The organism is Marinobacter profundi (assembly GCF_002744715.1).
GTDB classification, from domain to species: domain Bacteria; phylum Pseudomonadota; class Gammaproteobacteria; order Pseudomonadales; family Oleiphilaceae; genus Marinobacter; species Marinobacter profundi.
Map to the genome: position 1 here is coordinate 24,986 of NZ_KZ319377.1, position 19,656 is coordinate 44,641.

The following is a 19,656-nucleotide window of genomic DNA, read 5'->3' on the forward strand; positions in this document are numbered from 1 at the left end:
GAATACGTTGGCACAGGTGCCTGTACTCAAGGGCGTTTGAGCAAAAATGAGGATTTTGTGAAGTACTGGGCAGGGGGAGCGGAACCCCTGCCCGTTTGCAGGACCTGCGGCAGTGCTCAGCCGGCCGGTTGTTCCCAGGCGATCCGGCCATCACATAGTGTCAGCCGCACTACCCCGGGCAGGGCGCGCCCCGGCAGCGGCACGTGACGCCCGGCTGAGAGCAGACTGGCGTCATCCGGCTGCCAGGTCGCCTGCGGGTCGAAAACGCAGAGATCCGCCACCGCACCTTCCGCCAGACGGCTGTCACCACCGATGACCGTGGCTGGCCCGTGGCTAAGGGCGCCGACCAGCTGGGCCAGCGTCAGTTCACCACGCTCCACCAGGATAAGGCCCATCGACAACACACTCTCCACCGTCGACAACCCTGGTTCGGTATGGCCGATCGGTGCCTGTTTGGCGGCGGAATCGTGGGGCTGGTGCTGGCTCACAATCGCGCTGATCACTCCGTCACGAACTCCGGCCAACAGGCCCTGGCGGTCTGCCTCGGTCCGCAGGGGCGGCCGGACATGGTAGCGGCTGTCAAAGCCAGCGAGCGCGTCTTCGGTGAACAGCAGCTGATGCATTGCCACGTCAGCGGTCACCGCCACACCGCGGGCACGGGCATCGGCTACCATGGCAACACTGCGTGCCGAGGACAACTGGGACAGGTGCAGCCGGACACCGGTTTCTTCCGCCAGCAGCAGCATTTCCATGACCGCCGAGGTTTCCGCGACCTCCGGAATGCCAAGCAGGCCCAGCCGGGCCGCCACCACACCATCATGGGCGTAGCCGTCGGCGGCCAGCGCCTGGTTCTCAGGGCTGAACATCAGGGTGATGTCAAAGGTGCGGGCATAGGCCATACAGCGGCGCAGGATCCGCGCATTGCGCACCGGCAGCGAGCCGTTGCCCAGGGCCACACAGCCGGCCGCCCGCAGACCCGCCATGTCGCTGAGCATGTCCCCTTCGAGGCCGCGGGTGACGGCACCCACCGGCAGTACCCGGATGGCGGACCGCGCCGCCGCCACATCCCGGATCAGGTGCGTCACCGCACCGGAATCATTGACCGGCGAGGTCTGCGGGGAAGCACACACCGTGGTGAAGCCGCCACGGGCAGCCGCGCGGGTTTCCGACGCAATGTTGCCCTTCTGGCCGTTACCCGGCTCCCGCAGGTTGCAGGACAAGTCGACAAAGCCCGGCGTTACGACACAACCGGTGGCATTCACTACCCGGTCTGCCGTGGCCGCTTCCGCAGCCTCGCCGAGGGCGGCGACTCGCCCGTCACGAACCAGCACCGCCGTGGTACGGGGTGCGCCGTCCGTGCCGTCCATCAGCTGGCCGCCGATGATCAGGATACTGTTGGTTGGACTCGCCATCATGCCCGCTCCCCTTCTGCCTGACGCTGGCTACGCTCTGCCATCTGGCCTCCCATTGCCATCGACATGACCGCCATGCGCACCGCGATACCGTTGGTGACCTGGTTGAGAATTACTGACTGCGGGCCATCGGCCACCGCCGATTCAATCTCGACGCCGCGGTTAATTGGCCCCGGGTGCATCACAATGCAGTCCGGCCGTGCCAGCGCCAGCTTGTCCTGGCTCAGGCCGTACAGGCGGTAGAACTCGCGCTCGCTGGGCAACAGCGCACCTTCCATCCGCTCCCGCTGCAGCCGCAGCATGATGACCACGTCCAGATCTTTCATGCCCCGCGCCATGTCGTACTCCACCTTACAGCCCAGACTTTCGGCATCCTGGGGCAGCAGGGTTGCCGGGGCGATCACCCGCACCTCCGCAGCGCCGAGGGTGTTGAGGGCACAGATCTGGGAACGGGCCACCCGGGAATGCAGGATGTCGCCAACAATACCGACCCGCAAACCTTCGAAGCTGCCTTTACGCTGACGGATGGTGAGCATGTCGAGCATGGCCTGGGTCGGGTGGGCATGGCGGCCGTCGCCGGCGTTGATGATGGCCACCCCGGGTGTCACGCTCTCGGCAATGAAATGGGGCGCCCCACTCTGGGCATGACGCACTACAAACATGTCGCTGGCCATGGCTTCGAGATTGAGCAGGGTGTCGGACAGGGACTCACCCTTGGACGTCGCCGAGGTACTGATATCCAGGTTGAGAACGTCTGCGGACAACCGTTTGGCGGCAAGTTCGAAGGTGCTGCGGGTGCGGGTGCTGGACTCGAAGAACAGGTTTACCACGGTGCGGCCGCGCAGCAGCGGTACTTTCTTGATGCTGCGCTCGCCCACCTCGATAAAGGAGTCCGCAGTATCGAGGATGTCAGTCAGCAGGGAACGGTCAAGGCCATCAAGGGTAAGGAAGTGTTTCAGCTGACCGTCCCGGGTCAGCTGCAGGGATCGCGAGGGAGAATCTTGTGCGGTCATGGTATCGCCTGTGTGCAGTGGCCAGTATGCGTTGGTAAAGGGGTTACTCCTGGCTGTCGGTTTCCCGCAGCTCAATGCGCAGCGGGTCCGGCCCGCGCAGTTTGACCCGCTGATGGGACTGCAGCTCCAGCACACGCCCGGTCACATCCGGCTGGATGGGCAGCTCGCGGGCGCCGAGGTCAATCAGGGTGGCCAGAATGATACTCGCCGGACGGCCGTAATCGAAGATTTCATTCATCGCGGCGCGAATGGTGCGCCCGCTCATGATGACGTCGTCGATCAGCACAATGTCCCGTCCTTCGGTTTCGAAGGGCAACATCGAGGGCGTGACTTTCGGATTCAGCCCGATACGGCTGAAATCATCCCGGTAGAACGAGATATCCAGCTCGCCGAAAGGCTCGTCCAGCCCGAGCCGCTTGCGCAGCGCATCGGCCAGCCAGACGCCTCCGGTACGAATGCCGATCAGCGCCGGCGACTCGATGCCGCGCTCCGCCAGGGTCCGGCGCAGGCCGGCCTCCAGCTGGTCCAGCAACTGGTCCATATCAAGCAATGCGGTCATGGATTCCTCACTTACTGCGGGTATGTGTCAGGGTCCGCCCGGGTCAACCCTGCAGGCGGAACCAGGTCTCGAGAATCAGTACTGCGGCCAGGTCATCGATGCCATGACGGCCAAAGTCGCGGCTGCCACCGGCAGCCATCACATCACCCTTGGCCTCGTAACTGGTCAGTCGCTCATCCACCATCTCGACCGGCACGTTGAAGCGGCCGTGGATCCGTTTGCCAAACTTGCGTGCGCGCGCGCACATGTCGTTCTCAGTATCGTCCATATTGAGCGGCAGGCCCACTACCACAAGGTCGGGCTGCCATTCGGCCAGTAACGCGGCAATGGTGTTCCAGTCGGGTATGCCGTCCCGGGCCGGCAGCATTTGCAGTGGTTTGCCACTGCCGATCAGCTCCTGGCCAACGGCCACGCCAATCCGGCGGGTACCGAAGTCAAACGCCAGGACACGGCGCTTGCCGGCCTCAGGCATGCCCCACCGATTCGCTCAGCTGGTTGAGGTCAATGCCCATCAGGGCCAGCACCGCGCCGTAGCAGTCCTGCCAGGGGGTGCGGAACAGAATGTCGGTGGTTGCCGGGCAGGTCAGCCAGGCGTTGCTGGCCAGTTCATCCTCCAGCTGCCCCTCACCCCAGCCGGAATAGCCCAGGGCAACCCGGAATTCCTCCGGCCCGTTGTCTGCACCGATGGCAGCCAGGATGTCCCGCGAGGTGGTCAGCATCACCTCGCTGCTGACCGGCGCGGTATTCTGCCAGCTGGTCTGCGGACCATGGAGGACAAAGCCGCGCTCCGGCTGGACCGGTCCGCCACTGAAAACCGGCATGTCCAGTTCACCGCCGTCCAGGTCCAGCTGCTCCAGGATCTCGCCCAGGTGAATGTCCAGCGGACGGTTGATCAGCAGGCCCAGCGCGCCCTCCTCGGTATGTTCGCAGAGGTAGATCACCCCACCGTGGAAACGCGGGTCATCCAGGTAGGGCGAGGCAACCAGAAAGTGGTCCCGCAGACTGTTGGGTGAATGTCTTGATGCTGTCATCCTGAACTGAGCCCCCGTCTCTGAAACGACCAGGTCCGTATGATTTCCAGTTCGTCCGCTTCGTCCCGCATTTCCTCCGGGAAGGGCGCGAACGGTGCCGCCATCCGGACAATCCGGATGGCTGCGTCATCCAGCACCGTGCTACCTGACGATTCCAGGATGGCGACTTCCTTGATTGTGCCATCCTTGCGCAGAGATACCAGCATTCTCAGGTCACCGTAGATACCGGCGCGGCGGGCTTCGGTGGGGTAGTTGATGTTGCCAACCCGGGTCACCTTGCTGACCCAGTTCTGCACATACCAGGCATTGCTGGACCGCAGCGTGGAGGCCGCGGTAACCCGCAGCACCCGGGGCTTCTTGGCGTAGGCCCGTTGCTGGGCGTCGAAGCGGGCTTCCAGGCTGGCGATCTCCAGACTGCGCTCCATCAGGCTTTTCTTCTCCCGTACCGGCAGGGTTTCCTCCGGCGGCTGCTCGGCATTCTCCGCAACCGCTACCTGACGCCGGCTCGCCGCTTCGGTCTGCACCACCTGGCGCTCGGCCCGCGGTTGCGGAGCCACCGTCGCCGGCGGCTCGGGCTGAACCGGGCGAACCTCGCTGTGATTCAGCGGCGCCGGGTCCGGCGTGGTCAGTTCTTGCGCCTGCTCCTCGGTGCCGCTGCCCTGCTGGCTGGTCTGGGCCAGAAAGTCAGCCTGTTCCGGCGCCACCTCGTCGTCAAACTGGGACAAGGTGATCTCCATGGTCTGGGCCACCGAACGTGGCGCCTCGGGGGCAAACGTCACCCCCAGCACCAGCACCGCGTGCAGCGCCACCGCCATGAAAAGGGTAAACGAGAAACGATCGAAGTCGCTGACCTGTACTGCCATGCCCGCTATCTATCCTGCTGTTATCCGGCCGCCCTGTAGCAGCGGCCACTGGTCACGGTTACAGGGCCAGCCGACGCTCGATGGCGTCCATCAACTGGCCTGCAATGTCAATTCCGTACGCCGCATCCAGTTCACGGATGCAGGTGGGACTGGTTACGTTGATTTCGGTCAGATAGTCACCGATTACATCGATACCCACGAAAATCAGCCCCTTCTCCTTCAGCACCGGCGCCACCCGCGCACAGATTTCCCGGTCCCGACGGGTCAGCTCGCGGCCTTCACCGCGGCCACCGGCAGCCAGGTTGCCCCGGTTCTCGCCCTGGGAAGGAATCCGCGCGAGGGCGTAAGGCACCGGCTCGCCTTCAATCAGCAGGATCCGCTTGTCGCCGTCGGTGATCTCGGGAATGTATTTCTGCGCCATCGCCTGGTGGGCACCATGCTGGGTCAGGGTCTCGATAATGACCCCGAGGTTGGCATCGTTTTCCCGCACCCGGAAAATCGACCGCCCGCCCATGCCGTCCACCGGTTTCATGATGACATCACCGTGCTCGGCATAGAACTCCCGTAGCCGGGAGCCGGACCGCGTCACGATCAGCGGCGGTGTCAGATCATCGAACTGGGCGGCGAACAGTTTCTCGTTGCAGTCCCGCAACGCGGCCGGCGGGTTGACCACCAGCGCGCCCTGTTCTTCGGCGGCACTGAGGATGTAGGTGGCCATCAGGAACTCGCGGTCCACCGGCGGATCCTTGCGCATCAGGATCACGTCCAGCTCACCCAGCGCACGGTCCCTGGCGGCTCCAAAGGTATACCAACCCTCGGGATTCATGTGCACCGTGAGATCACGGGTATGGGCGCGGGCCTGGGCCCCGGCCAGGTAAAGGTCGGACTGCTCCATATAAACCAGCTCCCAGCCCCTCTGCTGGGCGGCCCAGAGCATGGCGAGCGAGCTGTCTTTCTTGTACTGGATGTCCTCGATGGGGTCCATCACGATACCGAGTCGGACTGTCATAGGGCCTCTTCACACCTGTGATTGGAAAAACACGAACGGGTCAGCAGAGCGATACCGTCGTTCGGTGCTATGCTGTCCGCAAATGGTATTGTACCCGAGACCTGAATGCACCTGCTGTAATCCCTGACCATAACCGTGACAGCCACGGCAGTGGTACATTTGGTCACAAAGTTGTGCTTTTTCTCAGGCCACCAATACTCTATAAATAAGCGTGGTTTATAGAACACCCTTGACGGGTGTGTTAAAAAGCCCCGGTCAAAATAACGATATTCGCTGAGCGCAAGGCAGCTGGACAATGGATGACAACTTCGAAAATCTGAAGATTATGGTGATTGACGACAGCAAGACCATTCGTCGCACCGCGGAAACCCTTCTGAAGAAAGTTGGCTGCGAGGTCATCACCGCAACCGACGGCTTCGATGCTCTTGCCAAGATTGCCGATTCCCAGCCAGACATCATCTTTGTCGACATCATGATGCCGCGCCTTGACGGCTATCAGACTTGCGCCCTGATCAAGAACAATGCTGCCTTCAAGAAAACCCCTGTTATCATGCTTTCCAGCAAGGACGGGCTTTTCGACAAGGCCAAAGGCCGGATCGTCGGGTCAGACCAGTACCTGACCAAGCCCTTCAGCAAGGACGAGCTGCTAAATACCATTCGCCAGTACGTTCCGCAGGCGCATCAGTAATCCCTGCCCCAGCACAGATCTATCGAGGAAATCATGGCCCGCATTCTGATTGTTGACGACTCTCCCACCGAGGTGAAGAAAATCTCAAGCATCCTTGAGAAGCACAAGCACGAAGTCCTGACCGCCGACAACGGCGCCGACGGCGTTGCACGGGCCCGCGCCGAGACTCCCGACCTCGTTCTGATGGACGTGGTCATGCCTGGGCTGAACGGTTTCCAGGCGACCCGCCAACTGACCCGCGCTCCTGAAACCGCGTCCATTCCGGTAGTAATCGTGACCACCAAGGATCAGGAGACCGACCGCGTCTGGGGAACCCGCCAGGGCGCCAAGGGTTATCTGGTCAAGCCCGTCAACGAAGATGACCTGATCAAAACGATCAATAGTCTGATTGCCTGACCCGAACCACGGAGTAAGCATGTCCGCCCAGACCGCCCCCTTTGCAGTTCTGACGGATATCGCCCAACGCAGCCGGGCCATGGCAGCGGGCCTGCCGGAACAGGAGGAAGCCGTTCAGCTCTGGAACGGTATCGGTTTTGTTCTGGCGGGCGAGCGCTATGTCGCGCCGATGGGTGAAGTCACTGAAATTCTCCATGTCCCCCGTTTCACCCACATCCCGGGGGTGCGGCCCTTTATGCTGGGGGCCGCCAACGTCCGTGGCCGCCTGCTTCCGCTGGTCGACCTTGCCCATTATTTCGAACTGCCACGCAGTACCCGCGGTTTCCGTGACCGCCGCGTGCTGGTAGTTGAGCAAGGCGACGTTTTCAGCGGTCTGGTAGTCGACAGTGTCGCCGGGATGCAGTACTTCACAGTGGACAGCTTCGTGGCCGAGCCCGGCGCTGTCCCTGCCAGCGTCCAGCCGTTCGTTCACGGAGGGTATGTGCGCAATGAAGAAACCTGGAAGGTGTTTTCCACCGTCGAGTTGCTTGACGACGAACGCTTTCTTGATGTTGCCCAGTGGTGATGGCAATGGCAGGAACATCACCATCCATTTTTAACTTTCGCAGAACCTAACTTGCCGCAGAAAAGGCCGGGAGCCAGAAAATGAAAAATAGAGCCGGAAGACTCAGCATGGGACAGGGAGGCAACAAACTGATTGCCGGCCTGATCGCAGGGCTGATCGCATTGACCGTCCTGCTCGTTGTGGTCCTGTTTATCATCAACAGGGACAGCCAGAACGACCAGGCCTACATCGCCCACTCCGCCGAGCTGAGGGTACTGTCACAGGAAATCGCGAAAAACGCTACGGAGGCCGCCGGTGGTACCGCGGAAGCCTTCGACCAGTTGCGCCGTTCCCGTGACGAGTTCGCCCGGCTGTGGGGCTACGTGGTTGATGGCAATCCGGAAACCGGCCTGCCGGCCAGTGACTTGGCTGCCAGCAGCCCGGTACAGGCCAACTGGGACGCGGTACGGGAAAACGCCGACAGCATCCTGTCGACCCGTGATGCGGTTCTCGGCCTGCACGAAGTGGCCCGGACTCTGAACGAAACCATTCCCCAGCTCCAGGTGGAGTACGATGACATCGTACAGATCCTGCTGGATAACCGCGCACCGGCCGAGCAGATCGCCCTCGCCCAGCGCCAGTCACTGCTGGCGGAGCGGATTGTCCGCTCGGTCAACAACGTACTGTCCGGTGACGAAGATGCGGTTATTGCCGCCGACCGCTTTGGCCGTGACGCCAGCCTGTTCGGCCGCGTTCTGCAGGGCCAGATGGAAGGCAACGCCGCCATGGGCATCCCGAAGGTTAATGACGAGGATGCCGTCTACGGCCTGGAAGCCGTCGATGAACTGTTCGAGTTCGTTTCCCAGAACGTAGATGCGATCCTTGAGGCCTCTCCCGACCTCTTCAAGGTTCGCTCCGCTGCCAGCAATATCTTCCAGGACTCCCAGGTTCTGCTGGATAACCTGTCCACCCTGGCAGACCAGTTCCGCAACCAGGCCGGCTCGCGACTGATCAGCCCGACCCTGGTCTACATCATCCTGGCCATCATGGTCGGCCTCGTTGTGCTGATCGGTGTGTCGCTCTACCGGGAAGCCCAGGAGCGCCTGAACACCACCCAGGAACAGAACGAACAGAACCAGAACGCGATCCTGCGACTGCTGGACGAACTGGCCGACCTGGCGGACGGTGACCTGACCACCGAGGCCACGGTAACCGAGGACTTCACCGGTGCCATCGCGGACTCCATCAACTACGCGATCGACCAGATGCGCGGCCTGGTACAGGCCATCCGGGGCACGGCGGTAAGGGTTGCGTCCGCCGCCCAGGAGACCCAGTCCACCGCAATGCACCTGGCCGATGCCTCCGAGCACCAGGCCCAGGAAATTGCCGGCGCCTCTGCCGCGGTTAACGAGATGGCGGTGTCCATCGACCAGGTATCTTCCAACGCCGCCGAATCCTCCGCGGTTGCGGAGCGGTCGGTTGCGATCGCGAAGAAAGGCGCGGAAGTGGTACAGAACACCATTCGCGGCATGGACAACATCCGTGAGCAGATCCAGGAAACCTCCAAGCGGATCAAGCGTCTGGGTGAATCGTCCCAGGAAATCGGTGACATCGTATCGTTGATCAACGACATTGCCGACCAGACCAACATCCTGTCCCTCAACGCTGCGATCCAGGCCTCCATGGCCGGTGACGCGGGCCGGGGCTTCGCGGTGGTTGCGGACGAAGTCCAGCGCCTTGCGGAACGCTCCTCTGCGGCAACCAAGCAGATTGAGGCGCTGGTTAAGACGATCCAGTCGGATACCAACGAAGCGGTTATCTCCATGGAACACACCACCGCCGAGGTGGTACGTGGTGCACGTCTGGCCCAGGACGCGGGTATCGCGCTCGAGGAAATCGAGAACGTATCCATGAACCTCGCGGAACTGATCCAGAACATCTCCAACGCGGCCCGCCAGCAGTCTTCGTCGGCGGCCCACATTTCCAACACCATGAACGTTATCCAGGAAATCACCTCGCAGACCTCCTCGGGTACCAACGCCACCGCGAAGTCTATCGGTAACCTGGCGGAAATGGCGTCCGAGCTGCGGTCTTCGGTAGCGGGCTTCACCCTGCCGGAAGAGGACGAGGCCGAGACCACCGAACAGGAGTACGGCGACGTTCCGGTGGTGAGCTGATCCTCACCGGAATGGTTGACAGTTTATGGCTGAAACCCGCAACCAACTGTCTCCTGCCGCTGGACTCTGGACCATGCGCCGCCTTCCTGACATGGATGAGGCGCAGTTCAGCCAGTGGCAGGCCCTGCTGGAGCACCGGACGGGCATAACACTGTCGAAAGAGCGCAGGTCGTTTCTCGAAACCAATCTCGGGATCCGCATGCGGGAAGTGGGCTGCAACAGCTACCAGGCCTACTACGAACGCGTGGTCTCTGGCCCGGAAGCGATCGTCGAGTGGTCCACCCTGGTGGATCGGCTCACAGTACAGGAAACCCGGTTCTTCCGGGATCCGGATGCCTTCCGCCTGGTCTCGGATTACATCCTGACACGGCCAAGGGAAGTCCTGAAGCGCCGGCCACTGGAAGTCTGGAGCGTTGGCTGCTCGACCGGGGAAGAACCCTATACCCTGGCGATGCTGCTCAACGAGGCCATGACCCAGCTGGCACTGCCCCCCCTGTTCGGGGTAACCGGCTCGGACATCAGCAAACCGGCCATTGAAAAGGCCTCGCGGGGCCAGTTCAGTGCCCGCAAGCTGACAGGGATGGACGACGTCATGCAGTCCCGCTACTTCCGGCCTGTCGAGCGGAACAGCGTGGAAATCCTGCCGGGCATTCGTGAGCGGGTGTGTTTTACCCGGCTCAATGTGCTGGACCTGAAGCAGGCACCCATGCACGGCATGAACATCATTTTCTGCCAGAACCTGCTGATTTATTTCCGTCGCTGGCGGCGGCGGGAAATCGTCAAGCACCTTGCAGAGAGACTGGCACCCGGGGGCCTCCTGGTCCTGGGCCAGGGTGAGCTGACCGACTGGCAGCCACCGGGCTTGCAGAGGGTACCCTCGGAACATGTGCTGGCGTGGATACGACGCCAGCCCGACGAAGAATAACCGGAGTGGTTATGGGCAATCACCATGACAGTATCGCCCTCGACTGGGTTCGGGGAGAAATACAGGACACGCTGACTCAGGGCCAGCAGGCACTCGAAGCGTTCGTGGAGAACCGCGAGGATACCGCGCGCCTGCGCTTTTGCCTGAATTACCTCCATCAGGTCCACGGCACCTTGCAGATGGTGGAGCTGTACGGCGCCGCCTTGCTGACCGAGGAGATGGAAAAGCTCACCCAGGCAATCCTGAACGACTCCGTAGCCAGCATCGACGAAGCCGTCGAAGTGCTGATGGAATCCATACTCCAGCTGCCCCAGTACCTGGAACACCTGTCCAGCAGCCGGGATGACTTCCCCCTGGTGCTGCTGCCGCTGCTCAATAACCTGCGCGCCGCGCGGGGCGAATCGTTGCTGTCAGACACCGCGCTGTTCAAACCGGATCTGACCCGCGCCCGGATTGCCTCCAACCCCGTGGCGGTCCAGCACCTGCAGGACCCCAAGGTACTCGCCAATGTCCGCAAGCTGCGCCAGATGTTCCAGTTTGCCCTCGCCGGTATCATCCGCGAGGCAGATCTGCGCGCGCATTACGACTATCTGCAGAAGGTCATCCAGCGGCTGGTCAAACTCTGCCAGCAAAGCCCCCGGGGCGAACTCTGGCGAGCCGCCGGCGGCTTTGTCGAGACCCTGCAAAGCGGCGATAACCCGCTCAATTCAGCCACCAAGTCGCTGCTGCGCAATCTTGACAGCGAGCTGCGCCGACTGATCGACGAGCGCGTCGACATCCTGCAGCAACCGGTTCCCGAGGCCCTGTTCAAGCACTTGCTGTACTACGTGGCACGGGCCCGCGAACTCGACACCCCGTGGGTCCGCGCGCTGCGCGAAGACTACCGGCTGGCGGAAGCCCTGCCCACCGACGATGACGTGGACGCCGCCCGCAGCCGGGTGGCCGGTCCGGGCCGTGAAGCGATCCACTCCGTGGTCAGCGCCCTCAACGAAGAGCTCGCCAAGCTGAAGGACCAGCTGGACCTGTTTGTCAGGGCCGCGATGCGTCAGAACGACGAGCTGGAAGAACTGCTGCCGGGCCTGCGCCAGATTGCCAATACCCTTGCGGTCATCGGCCTGGGGATACCCCGCCGGGTGATCCTGGAGCAGATCGAGATTCTCGAACGCCTGGTCAATCAGGTGGAAAAAGTCGATGACGGCACGCTACTGGATATTGCCGGCGCACTGCTTTACGTCGAAGCCAGCCTGTCCGGCCTGGACAAGGACCGCCAGCAGGAAATTACCGACAAGGATTACGGCAATACGCCCAACCTCGGTGGCCAGGAACTCAGCGACGCCCATAGCGCGCTGCTGAGGGAATCCCGCAATTCCCTCGAGCAGGTCAAGACCGCGGTGGTGAACTTTATCGCCTCGCAATGGGACCTGCGCGAGATTGAACACGTTCCGGAGCTCCTCCACAGCATCCGCGGTGGCCTGCAGCTGATCCCTCTGGAACGGGTTGCCGACATGCTGCAGTGTGCCGAGCGCTATGTCTCCGACGCCCTGCTGAGTGGCCGCCAGATCCCGGACTGGAAACAGCTCGACACCCTGGCCGACACCATTACCAGCATCGAGTATTACCTCGAGCGGCTGAGCGATGGCATCGCCGATAACGACGCCATCCTCCACATTGCCGAAGACAGCCTGGCGATTCTCGGCTTTCCGGTCGGCGCCGAGCCGACCTGGCAGGCAGCAGTGGAAGCGGAAGAAACCGTTGCCGCTCAGGCCGAGCCAGAGACCGACACCACGGCGGCATCCCACCATGAACTGGTGGATGACGAGATCCTCGAGATTTTTGTCGAGGAAGCCGGTGAGGTTCTCACCAGTATTCATGACTATTATCCCAGGCTGCGCCAGAACCACGACGATCGCGAGGCTTTGACCGAAGTCCGCCGCGCCTTCCACACCCTCAAGGGCAGTGGCCGCATGGTGGGTGCCAGCAGTATCGGCGAACTGGCATGGTCGGTGGAAAACCTGCTGAATCGGGTGATCGACCAGACCATTCGCCCCAACGATGAACTGTTCGCCCTGATTGATGACGTCAACCAGCGAATTCCCGGGCTGATCGAGGAATTCCGGAACGGCCATACCGAGGGTGATGTCGCGGCACTGATCGAGCGTGCCGAAGCCATGTCGACCACCCGCAAGGTTACCGACGTCGAAGCGGCACCGGAAACACCGGCGCTGGCCGAGGCTCCGGTCAGCGCGGCGGTCCCTGGTGGCAAGCCCGAACCGGTGGCTGCCGCGGACGACACCGACGACCTGATTGATGACGAAATTCTCGATATCTTTATCGAGGAAGCCGGCGAAGTTCTCGACACCATCCGTGAATTCCTGCCGATGCTGGTGCGCCAGTTCGATGATCGCTCGGCGCTGGCCGAAGTCCGTCGCGCCTTCCACACCCTCAAGGGCAGTGGCCGCATGGTGGGTGCATCCACCATTGGCGAACTGGCGTGGGCGGTGGAGAACATGCTCAACCGGGTCATCGACGGCAGTGTCTTCATGAATGACGACATCGCCGGCCTGCTGCAGGATGTCACCGGCGTATTGCCGGCGCTGGTGGAGGACTTCCGCGCCCGCCGCAACGCCTCGGTATCGACGGCGGAACTCGAAGCCCGTGCCACCAGCCTTGCCAACGGCGAAATACCGGACAGCGGCGAGCTGGCAGCGGCCGAGCTGGACGAGGCGGAGGACACCGAAAGTACCGCAGATGCCGCCAACGAAGAGCTGATTGACCAGGTGCTGCTCGACATTTTCGAGAGCGAAACCGAGACCCACCTGGAGACCCTGCGCGCGTTTCTCGGCAACGCCGCCGACAAGACCGCGGTGGCGTATACCGACCAGGTTTCCCGCGCACTGCATACCCTCAAGGGCAGTGCCCATACCGCAGGTATCGAACCCATTGCGCGGGTTATCACGCCGCTGGAACGACTGGTCAAGGACAGCCGTGCGGCCAATCGCAAGGCCGACCGGGATGCCCTCGACCTGCTTGCCGACGGTTGCGACTTTATTGTCCGTGGCCTCGGCCAGATTCGCGAAAACCCGCAGGCTACCCTGGCGGGTACCGAAGAATACCTCGAGCGCCTCGACACAGTCTCGACGCGCACCCTGGGCAGCCAGGATGCCCTGGGTTCGGAAGAAGCCGCCGTTCAGGCGCAACCGCAGCTGGTTGCCCTGTTCCTCAATGAGGGACTGGACATCCTGCTGGATGCCGACAGCATTCTCGATACCTGGATCCGCGAACCGGACCAGACTGCAGCGGTCGAAACCCTCGGTCGCGAACTGCAGCAACTCTCCGGCGGGGCCCGCCAGGCCGGCCTGACGGACGTTGCCGAGCTGGCGGAGCTGCTCAGCGAGATCTATGGCTATACCCGGACCTCGGCGATCACTCCCGGCGCGGACTTTTTCCGGGTGGCGCGGGCAGCGCACGAGCTCCTGATCAACATGATGGATCAGGTCGCGGCCGGGCTGGCCACCGTTACCGACGAGGACCTGCTGGAAGAGTTACGGCAGCTGCGCGACCTGCGCGATCTCATCGACGATCCTGCCAGTGAGGCACCGCAAGCCACTGAGGCAGCCGCCGAACCGGTCGCGGCCGTGCACACGGAGCCGGCAGACGAAGCCCTGCCACCGCTGCCACAAACCGACGAGGAAGCGGAACAGGAGCTGGCCGATATTTTCCTGGAGGAAGCCCGGGATCTGATCGACAGCACTGCAGAGACCCTCCACCAGTGGGCGACCGACAACGGCAACACCGAGTTACTGCGCCTGCTGCAGCGCGACCTGCACACCCTCAAGGGTGGTGCACGCCTGGCCGCCATCGAGCCGGTGGGTGATCTGGCCCACGAACTGGAAACCCTGTTTGAAGGCGTTACCGAGCAACAACTGGCCATCAACGACCAGCTCGCCGATCTGCTGTTCCGTTGTCACGACCGGCTTGCCAGCATGGTTGACGCCCTGGGGCAGGCCGAGTCACCGCGCCCCGCGCCCGACCTGATCAGCGAGATCCGCGGATACGTCGACCAAGCCAGTGCCGCGCGCCAGGTGACCAGCGTCAGCGAACCGGACACCCCGGCTGAGACGGCCCCACAAGTGGCGGCCGGCACCGAGCAGCCATCCGTCAGCAGCGAGGAGTTTTCCGACCTGGACCCGGAACTGGCGGAGATTTTCCTCGAAGAGGCCGGCGAGATCATCAACACCACCGCCGAACAGCTCCACCGCTGGCAGGCCCAACCGGCCCAGCCGGAGCTGGTCAAGGAGCTGCAGCGGGAACTGCACACCCTCAAAGGGGGTGCGCGGATGGCAGCCATTGCGCCGATCGCCGATATCGCCCACGAAATGGAAACCCTGTTCGAGCGGATTGCCGAGGGTCGCATCGCCGCGACCCGGGCGCGAACCGAACTGGCGTTGAAAGCCCACGACCAGCTAGCCTCGCTGGTGGAAGCCATCGCTGAGCAGGGTACCTGCGAGGCCGCCCCGCAACTGGTGGCGGAACTGCAGGCCGCCGGCAGCGACACCGAGACTGCCGAGGCAACACCGGTGGCAGCTCACCAGCCCGCGGAGCAAGACACCACCGCCGAGGAAACCATCGAGCTGAGCCTGCCGGAAGACGCCGCCGTGGCGGCGGAATCCGACGCCGGGGTCAATGCCTTTGCCGGACTGGATCCGGAGCTGGTGGGCATCTTCCTCGAAGAAGCCTATGACCTGATCAACTCCACTGCCAGTGCACTGCACACCTGGAGTGAAGATCCCGATAACCGCCAGGTGGCCGCCGAATTGCAGCGGGATGTCCACACCCTCAAGGGCGGTGCCCGGATGGCCGGGGTTGCCCCCATCGGCGACCTGACCCACGTGCTGGAAGACCTGTTCGAGAAAGTGGCCGAAGGCCAGCTGCAGGCCACACCGGAAATGAACGACCTGCTGTTTGCCTGTCACGACCGGCTGGCGCTGATGGTGGAACAGGTGGCCACCCAGAAGCCCTGCCCTGACGCGCATGAACTGATCGGCCGCGTCCAGGCCATCCTCGCTGGCCACCCCGCAGGCCAGGACCAACCGGCTGAGGAAAGCCCCCACGACGCCGGGTTGATCACGCTGTTCGAACCCGAGGAGCAAGGCGAGGATTGGCTAAGCCCTGAGCTGCCGCAGACCAGCGATGACGACCTGGCCGGCATCTTCCTGGACGAAGGCCGGGAGATCCATGCCGCGCTGACCGAGGCCCTTGCGCAGTGGCGGGATGATCCCGCCGAGCTGATTGGCGTTACCCAGTTACAGCAGGAGCTGCACACCCTGCGGGGCGGCGCCCTGCTGGCGGATATCGACCCGGTGGCGGAACTTGCCGAAGCCTGGTCCGATGCCCTGGAGCCGCTGGTCGCCGGAGGCAATAACCAGCAAGCCGCGCTCGCCCTCAGCGAACGGGCACTGGGCGCCCTCGACCAGATGCTGAACACCCTGGAAGACGGCGGCAAGGCCGCACCGGACCAGGAGCTGATCGACGCACTGCGGAGCCTGCCGGTCACCGTTACTTCGCAAACCGATGCTGACACCGGAGACAGCGGCGCAACCGCTGGCGCCGAACCGGTCGATGCTGAAGTCATCGAGATCTTCCTGGAAGAAGCCGGCGAAATTCTCGACCAGCTGGAGCAGCTGTTCGCCGACTGGCGCAAAGAGCCGGGTAACGCCCATTTCAACCGGGAGGCCCAGCGTGCCCTGCATACCCTGAAGGGTGGTGCGCGACTGGCCCAGCAGCGTGACCTGGGCGATGCCGCCCACGGCCTCGAGACCCGATTGATCGACCTGGGGGGTAATAGCCCGCAGGAAAGCGACTGGCAGGCCATTACTGCGGATCATGACAGTATTGTCGCCCTGGTGGCCGAACTGCGCCATCGACTTACCGGTAACGGGACCCCCGTCCCCCAGCCAGCCTCCGAGGCGGAGCTCCCGGACGCCCTCCGGGCAGAACCCGACGAGCCAGCCACGGAAGCCCCGGTAAACGAACCCGCACCGGCGGAACCGGCCCCGCTTGCCCGGGCCGCCGAACCGGCCACCCCGGCCCCAGCCAAGGCGCCGGCCAAAACACCGCGGCGGAAGCCTGCCGACGCCGGACGCGCAGCTCAGGAGACCATCCGGGTATCAGCGCCGCTGCTGGATGAACTGGTCAACCTGGCGGGTGAAACCAGTATTACCCGGGGCCGCCTCGAACAGCAGACCAGCGACTTCACCCGCACCCTCGACGAGATGGCTGCGACCATCGAGCGTCTGCGTGAGCAGCTGCGGCGGATGGACATCGAGACCGAAACCCAGATCCTGTTCCGTACCGAGAAGGAGCACGGACCGGATTACGGCGAAGACTTCGACCCGCTGGAGATGGACCGCTACTCATCAATCCAGCAGCTGTCACGGGCACTGACCGAATCCTCCTCGGACCTTGCCGACCTGCGGGAAACCATGGCCGACCGGCTAAGGGATACCGAGACCCTGCTGGTGCAGCAGTCGCGGATCAATACCGAATTGCAGGAAGGTCTGATGAAGACCCGGATGATCCCCTTTGCCTCGATGGTACCGAGGCTGCGGCGGATCGTGCGGCAGATCAGTGGCGAGCTGGCCAAAAAGGTGGAGTTCGACGTCCGTAACCCGGAAGGGGAGATGGACCGCAACATCCTCGAGCGGATGGTCGCGCCCCTTGAGCACATGCTGCGTAACGCCCTCGACCACGGCATCGAAACCCCCGCAGAGCGGACCCGGGTCGGCAAACCCGAGACCGGGGAAATCACCCTGTCACTGACCCGTGAGGGCGGTGACGTGGTGCTGCGCATGATCGATGACGGTGCCGGCATTCCGATCCGGGTCATTCGTGACAAGGCCATTCGTCAGGGCATGATGCGTGCCGATGAAACCCTGAGTGACCGTGAGATCCTCCAGTTTATCCTGCAACCGGGCTTCTCCACCGCACAGCAGGTGACCCAGATTTCCGGACGCGGCGTGGGCATGGATGTGGTCGCCAGCGAGATCAAGCAACTTGGCGGCAGCCTCGACATCGACTCACGCCTCGGGGAAGGCACCACCTTCACGGTACGCCTGCCCTTCACCGTGTCGGTCAACCGGGCCCTGATGGTGACCTCCGGCGAGGATTTCTATGCCATCCCGCTGAACACCATCGAAGGTATCGTGCGGGTCAGTACCTGGGAACTCGAGGAGTATTACAAGCCGGACGCGCCGCTCTATGAGTACGCCGGCCAGCAATACCGCCTGCAGTATCTCGGCAGCCTGCTGCACAGCGAACACCAGCCCAAGCTGCAGGGCCAGGCGCTGCCCTTGCCGGTTATCCTGGTCCGCGGTGCCGAACAGCCCATGGCGCTGCAGGTGGACAGCCTGATCGGCAGTCGGGAAATCGTGGTGAAATCCCTCGGCCCGCAGTTCAGTTCGGTGCGGGGCGTTTCCGGTGCCACCATTCTCGGTGACGGCAACGTGGTGGTCATCCTTGACCTGCCGGCGATGATCCGCTCCGACATCCTGTCGGAACGCCAGCGTATCGCCGCCATGAACAAGGCGCAGGAAGCGTACCGCCGCGAGGAACGGCCGACCATCGTGATGGTGGTGGACGACTCGGTGACGGTGCGCAAGGTTACCTCCCGCCTGCTGGAGCGCAATGGCATGGAGGTGGTGACTGCGAAGGACGGCCTCGATGCGGTTGCCCAGCTGCAGGACCACAAGCCGGACATTATCCTGCTGGATATCGAGATGCCGCGCATGGACGGCTTCGAGGTCGCAAGCTTTGTGCGGCACGACGACAGCCTGCGCAATACTCCTATCTGTATGATCACCTCGCGGACCGGCCAGAAACACCGCGACCGGGCCCTCGCCCTGGGCGTCAACGAGTACCTCGGCAAACCCTTCCAGGAAACCGAGCTGCTTGAGACGATTACACGGTTGACCGGTAACGACTGATGGCCGCCCCGGCAGGCCGGCCCGCAGTCGGGATAGTGTCAGACAACGTCCTGCAGCGGCACCGGCTGCAGGAGGCGGCGACACGATTCGGCCTCGCCGCCTGCTTTTGCGGCGACCCGCAGCGCCTGCTGGATTATCCGCGAATTCCCGAGGCCAGCCTGTGGCTGGTCACCCTGGAAGACGAAGCGGATCATCCGACGCTGTTCGATTACCTGCTGGAGCAGTCTGCCGCGCCGGTGCTGTTTGGGGTCGATACCGCACCACGGAGCGGCAGCACCGACTACTCCCGCTGGGAGCGGCGGTTGCTGAACAAGCTGGAACAGCAACTGGGGCCGTTGGAGCAGCTCGACTCCGCGGACACTCTGGAGCAGCTTGCCGGAGTCACTGACGACACCCCTGCAACCGATCCCCGGTTGCCCGCCTGGGTGACGCCCGCTGACCCGGACAAGCCCGCGAAAGAGGTGTGGATACTGGGAGCCTCGCTGGGCGGCCCCGCCGCCGTCAAGGCGTTTCTCGATCACCTCCCGGCCGGATTGCCGGTCGGTTTTATCTATGCCCAGCACATCGACGGCAACTTCACCGAGGTACTGACCCGGGTGCTGGGGCGGCATGCCCATTACCGGCTGCGTCAGGCCGAAGCCGGCCACAAGGTCCACCACGGTGAAGTGGTCCTGATGCCGGTGGAGCACGAGTGGATTCTTGATCACAACGGTCGGCTGCAGGAAAAGCAGACGCCCTGGCCGGGACCCTATGGCCCGTCCATTGACCAGGTGCTGCTGAATGTGGCGGACCATTATGGTCATCACTGTCATGCTATCCTGTTCTCCGGCATGGGCAACGACGGTGCCATTGCCGCACCGCTGCTGAAGGCCTACGGCAGCCGGATCTGGGTACAGGAAAGCACCAGCTGTGGTAACAGCTCCATGCCGGATTCGGTGGCCGAAACCGGCTGTACCAGTTTTACCGGTACGCCAGAACAGCTGGCCCGGGAACTTGTCAAAACGATTGAGGCGTCCTGTCTGCTGCAACGGCGCAGCCAGCGGGATTCTGTCTGAGG

The 19,656-nt window shown here is 63.1% G+C and carries 14 protein-coding genes; 7 read left to right on the plus strand and 7 right to left on the minus strand.

Annotated features, from left to right (window positions below; genetic code table 11):
• Window positions 1-116: 116 nt before the first annotated feature.
• From CLH61_RS16625 to gshB, 7 genes are read right to left on the minus strand one after another with little or no spacing between them, the layout of a single operon-like run.
• On the minus strand, window positions 117-1,415 hold the full coding sequence (locus CLH61_RS16625) for a dihydroorotase (protein WP_407657597.1): 1,299 nt from the start codon (window positions 1,413-1,415) through the stop codon (window positions 117-119).
• Window positions 1,412-2,425: an aspartate carbamoyltransferase catalytic subunit gene (locus CLH61_RS16630; protein ID WP_099615891.1), complete on the minus strand. Its 1,014-nt coding sequence runs from the start codon at window positions 2,423-2,425 to the stop codon at window positions 1,412-1,414. The genes CLH61_RS16625 and CLH61_RS16630 overlap by 4 nt, the downstream gene beginning before the upstream one ends.
• Before the next feature lie 43 nt (window positions 2,426-2,468).
• The gene (gene pyrR / locus CLH61_RS16635) at window positions 2,469-2,984 is read right to left on the minus strand and encodes a bifunctional pyr operon transcriptional regulator/uracil phosphoribosyltransferase PyrR (protein WP_099615892.1); all 516 of its coding nucleotides are present in this window, start codon (window positions 2,982-2,984) and stop codon (window positions 2,469-2,471) included.
• Between the two features lie 43 nt (window positions 2,985-3,027).
• The gene (gene ruvX, locus CLH61_RS16640; RefSeq protein WP_099615893.1) at window positions 3,028-3,456 is read right to left on the minus strand and encodes a Holliday junction resolvase RuvX; all 429 of its coding nucleotides are present in this window, start codon (window positions 3,454-3,456) and stop codon (window positions 3,028-3,030) included.
• Window positions 3,449-4,015, minus strand: a complete 567-nt coding sequence (locus CLH61_RS16645) for a YqgE/AlgH family protein (RefSeq protein ID WP_170003772.1) — start codon at window positions 4,013-4,015, stop codon at window positions 3,449-3,451. The genes ruvX and CLH61_RS16645 overlap by 8 nt, the downstream gene beginning before the upstream one ends.
• Complete coding sequence (locus tag CLH61_RS16650) at window positions 4,012-4,878, minus strand: energy transducer TonB (RefSeq protein ID WP_099615894.1); 867 nt, start codon at window positions 4,876-4,878, stop codon at window positions 4,012-4,014. The genes CLH61_RS16645 and CLH61_RS16650 overlap by 4 nt, the downstream gene beginning before the upstream one ends.
• A 58-nt stretch (window positions 4,879-4,936) precedes the next feature.
• A complete protein-coding gene (gshB, locus tag CLH61_RS16655) occupies window positions 4,937-5,887 on the minus strand; it encodes a glutathione synthase (protein WP_099615895.1) in 951 nt (316 codons plus the stop codon).
• Between the two features lie 295 nt (window positions 5,888-6,182).
• On the opposite strand from gshB, the gene pilG reads away from it, so the two are divergent.
• The 7 genes from pilG to CLH61_RS16690 all read left to right on the plus strand — a co-directional run bounded on the left by pilG (window position 6,183) and on the right by CLH61_RS16690 (window position 19,654).
• Window positions 6,183-6,575 carry a twitching motility response regulator PilG gene (pilG, locus tag CLH61_RS16660; RefSeq protein ID WP_099615896.1) on the plus strand — a complete coding sequence of 131 codons (393 nt, stop codon included), beginning with the start codon at window positions 6,183-6,185 and terminating at the stop codon, window positions 6,573-6,575.
• A 33-nt stretch (window positions 6,576-6,608) separates the two neighbouring features.
• Entirely contained in the window at window positions 6,609-6,971 is a 363-nt protein-coding gene (pilH, locus tag CLH61_RS16665; RefSeq protein ID WP_099615897.1) for a twitching motility response regulator PilH, read from the plus strand.
• A gap of 19 nt (window positions 6,972-6,990) precedes the next feature.
• On the plus strand, window positions 6,991-7,536 hold the full coding sequence (locus tag CLH61_RS16670; protein WP_099615898.1) for a chemotaxis protein CheW: 546 nt from the start codon (window positions 6,991-6,993) through the stop codon (window positions 7,534-7,536).
• 80 nt (window positions 7,537-7,616) lie between these two features.
• Window positions 7,617-9,692, plus strand: a complete 2,076-nt coding sequence (locus CLH61_RS16675) for a methyl-accepting chemotaxis protein (RefSeq protein ID WP_170003775.1) — start codon at window positions 7,617-7,619, stop codon at window positions 9,690-9,692.
• Window positions 9,693-9,717: 25 nt separating this feature from the next.
• Window positions 9,718-10,617 (plus strand): CheR family methyltransferase, encoded by a 900-nt coding sequence (locus CLH61_RS16680; RefSeq protein ID WP_099615900.1) that lies wholly within the window; start codon window positions 9,718-9,720, stop codon window positions 10,615-10,617.
• 11 nt (window positions 10,618-10,628) lie between these two features.
• The gene (locus tag CLH61_RS16685) at window positions 10,629-18,599 is read left to right on the plus strand and encodes a hybrid sensor histidine kinase/response regulator (RefSeq protein WP_099615901.1); all 7,971 of its coding nucleotides are present in this window, start codon (window positions 10,629-10,631) and stop codon (window positions 18,597-18,599) included.
• Window positions 18,599-19,654 (plus strand): chemotaxis protein CheB, encoded by a 1,056-nt coding sequence (locus CLH61_RS16690; RefSeq protein WP_099615902.1) that lies wholly within the window; start codon window positions 18,599-18,601, stop codon window positions 19,652-19,654. The genes CLH61_RS16685 and CLH61_RS16690 overlap by 1 nt, the downstream gene beginning before the upstream one ends.
• The last annotated feature ends 2 nt before the right edge of the window (window positions 19,655-19,656 follow it).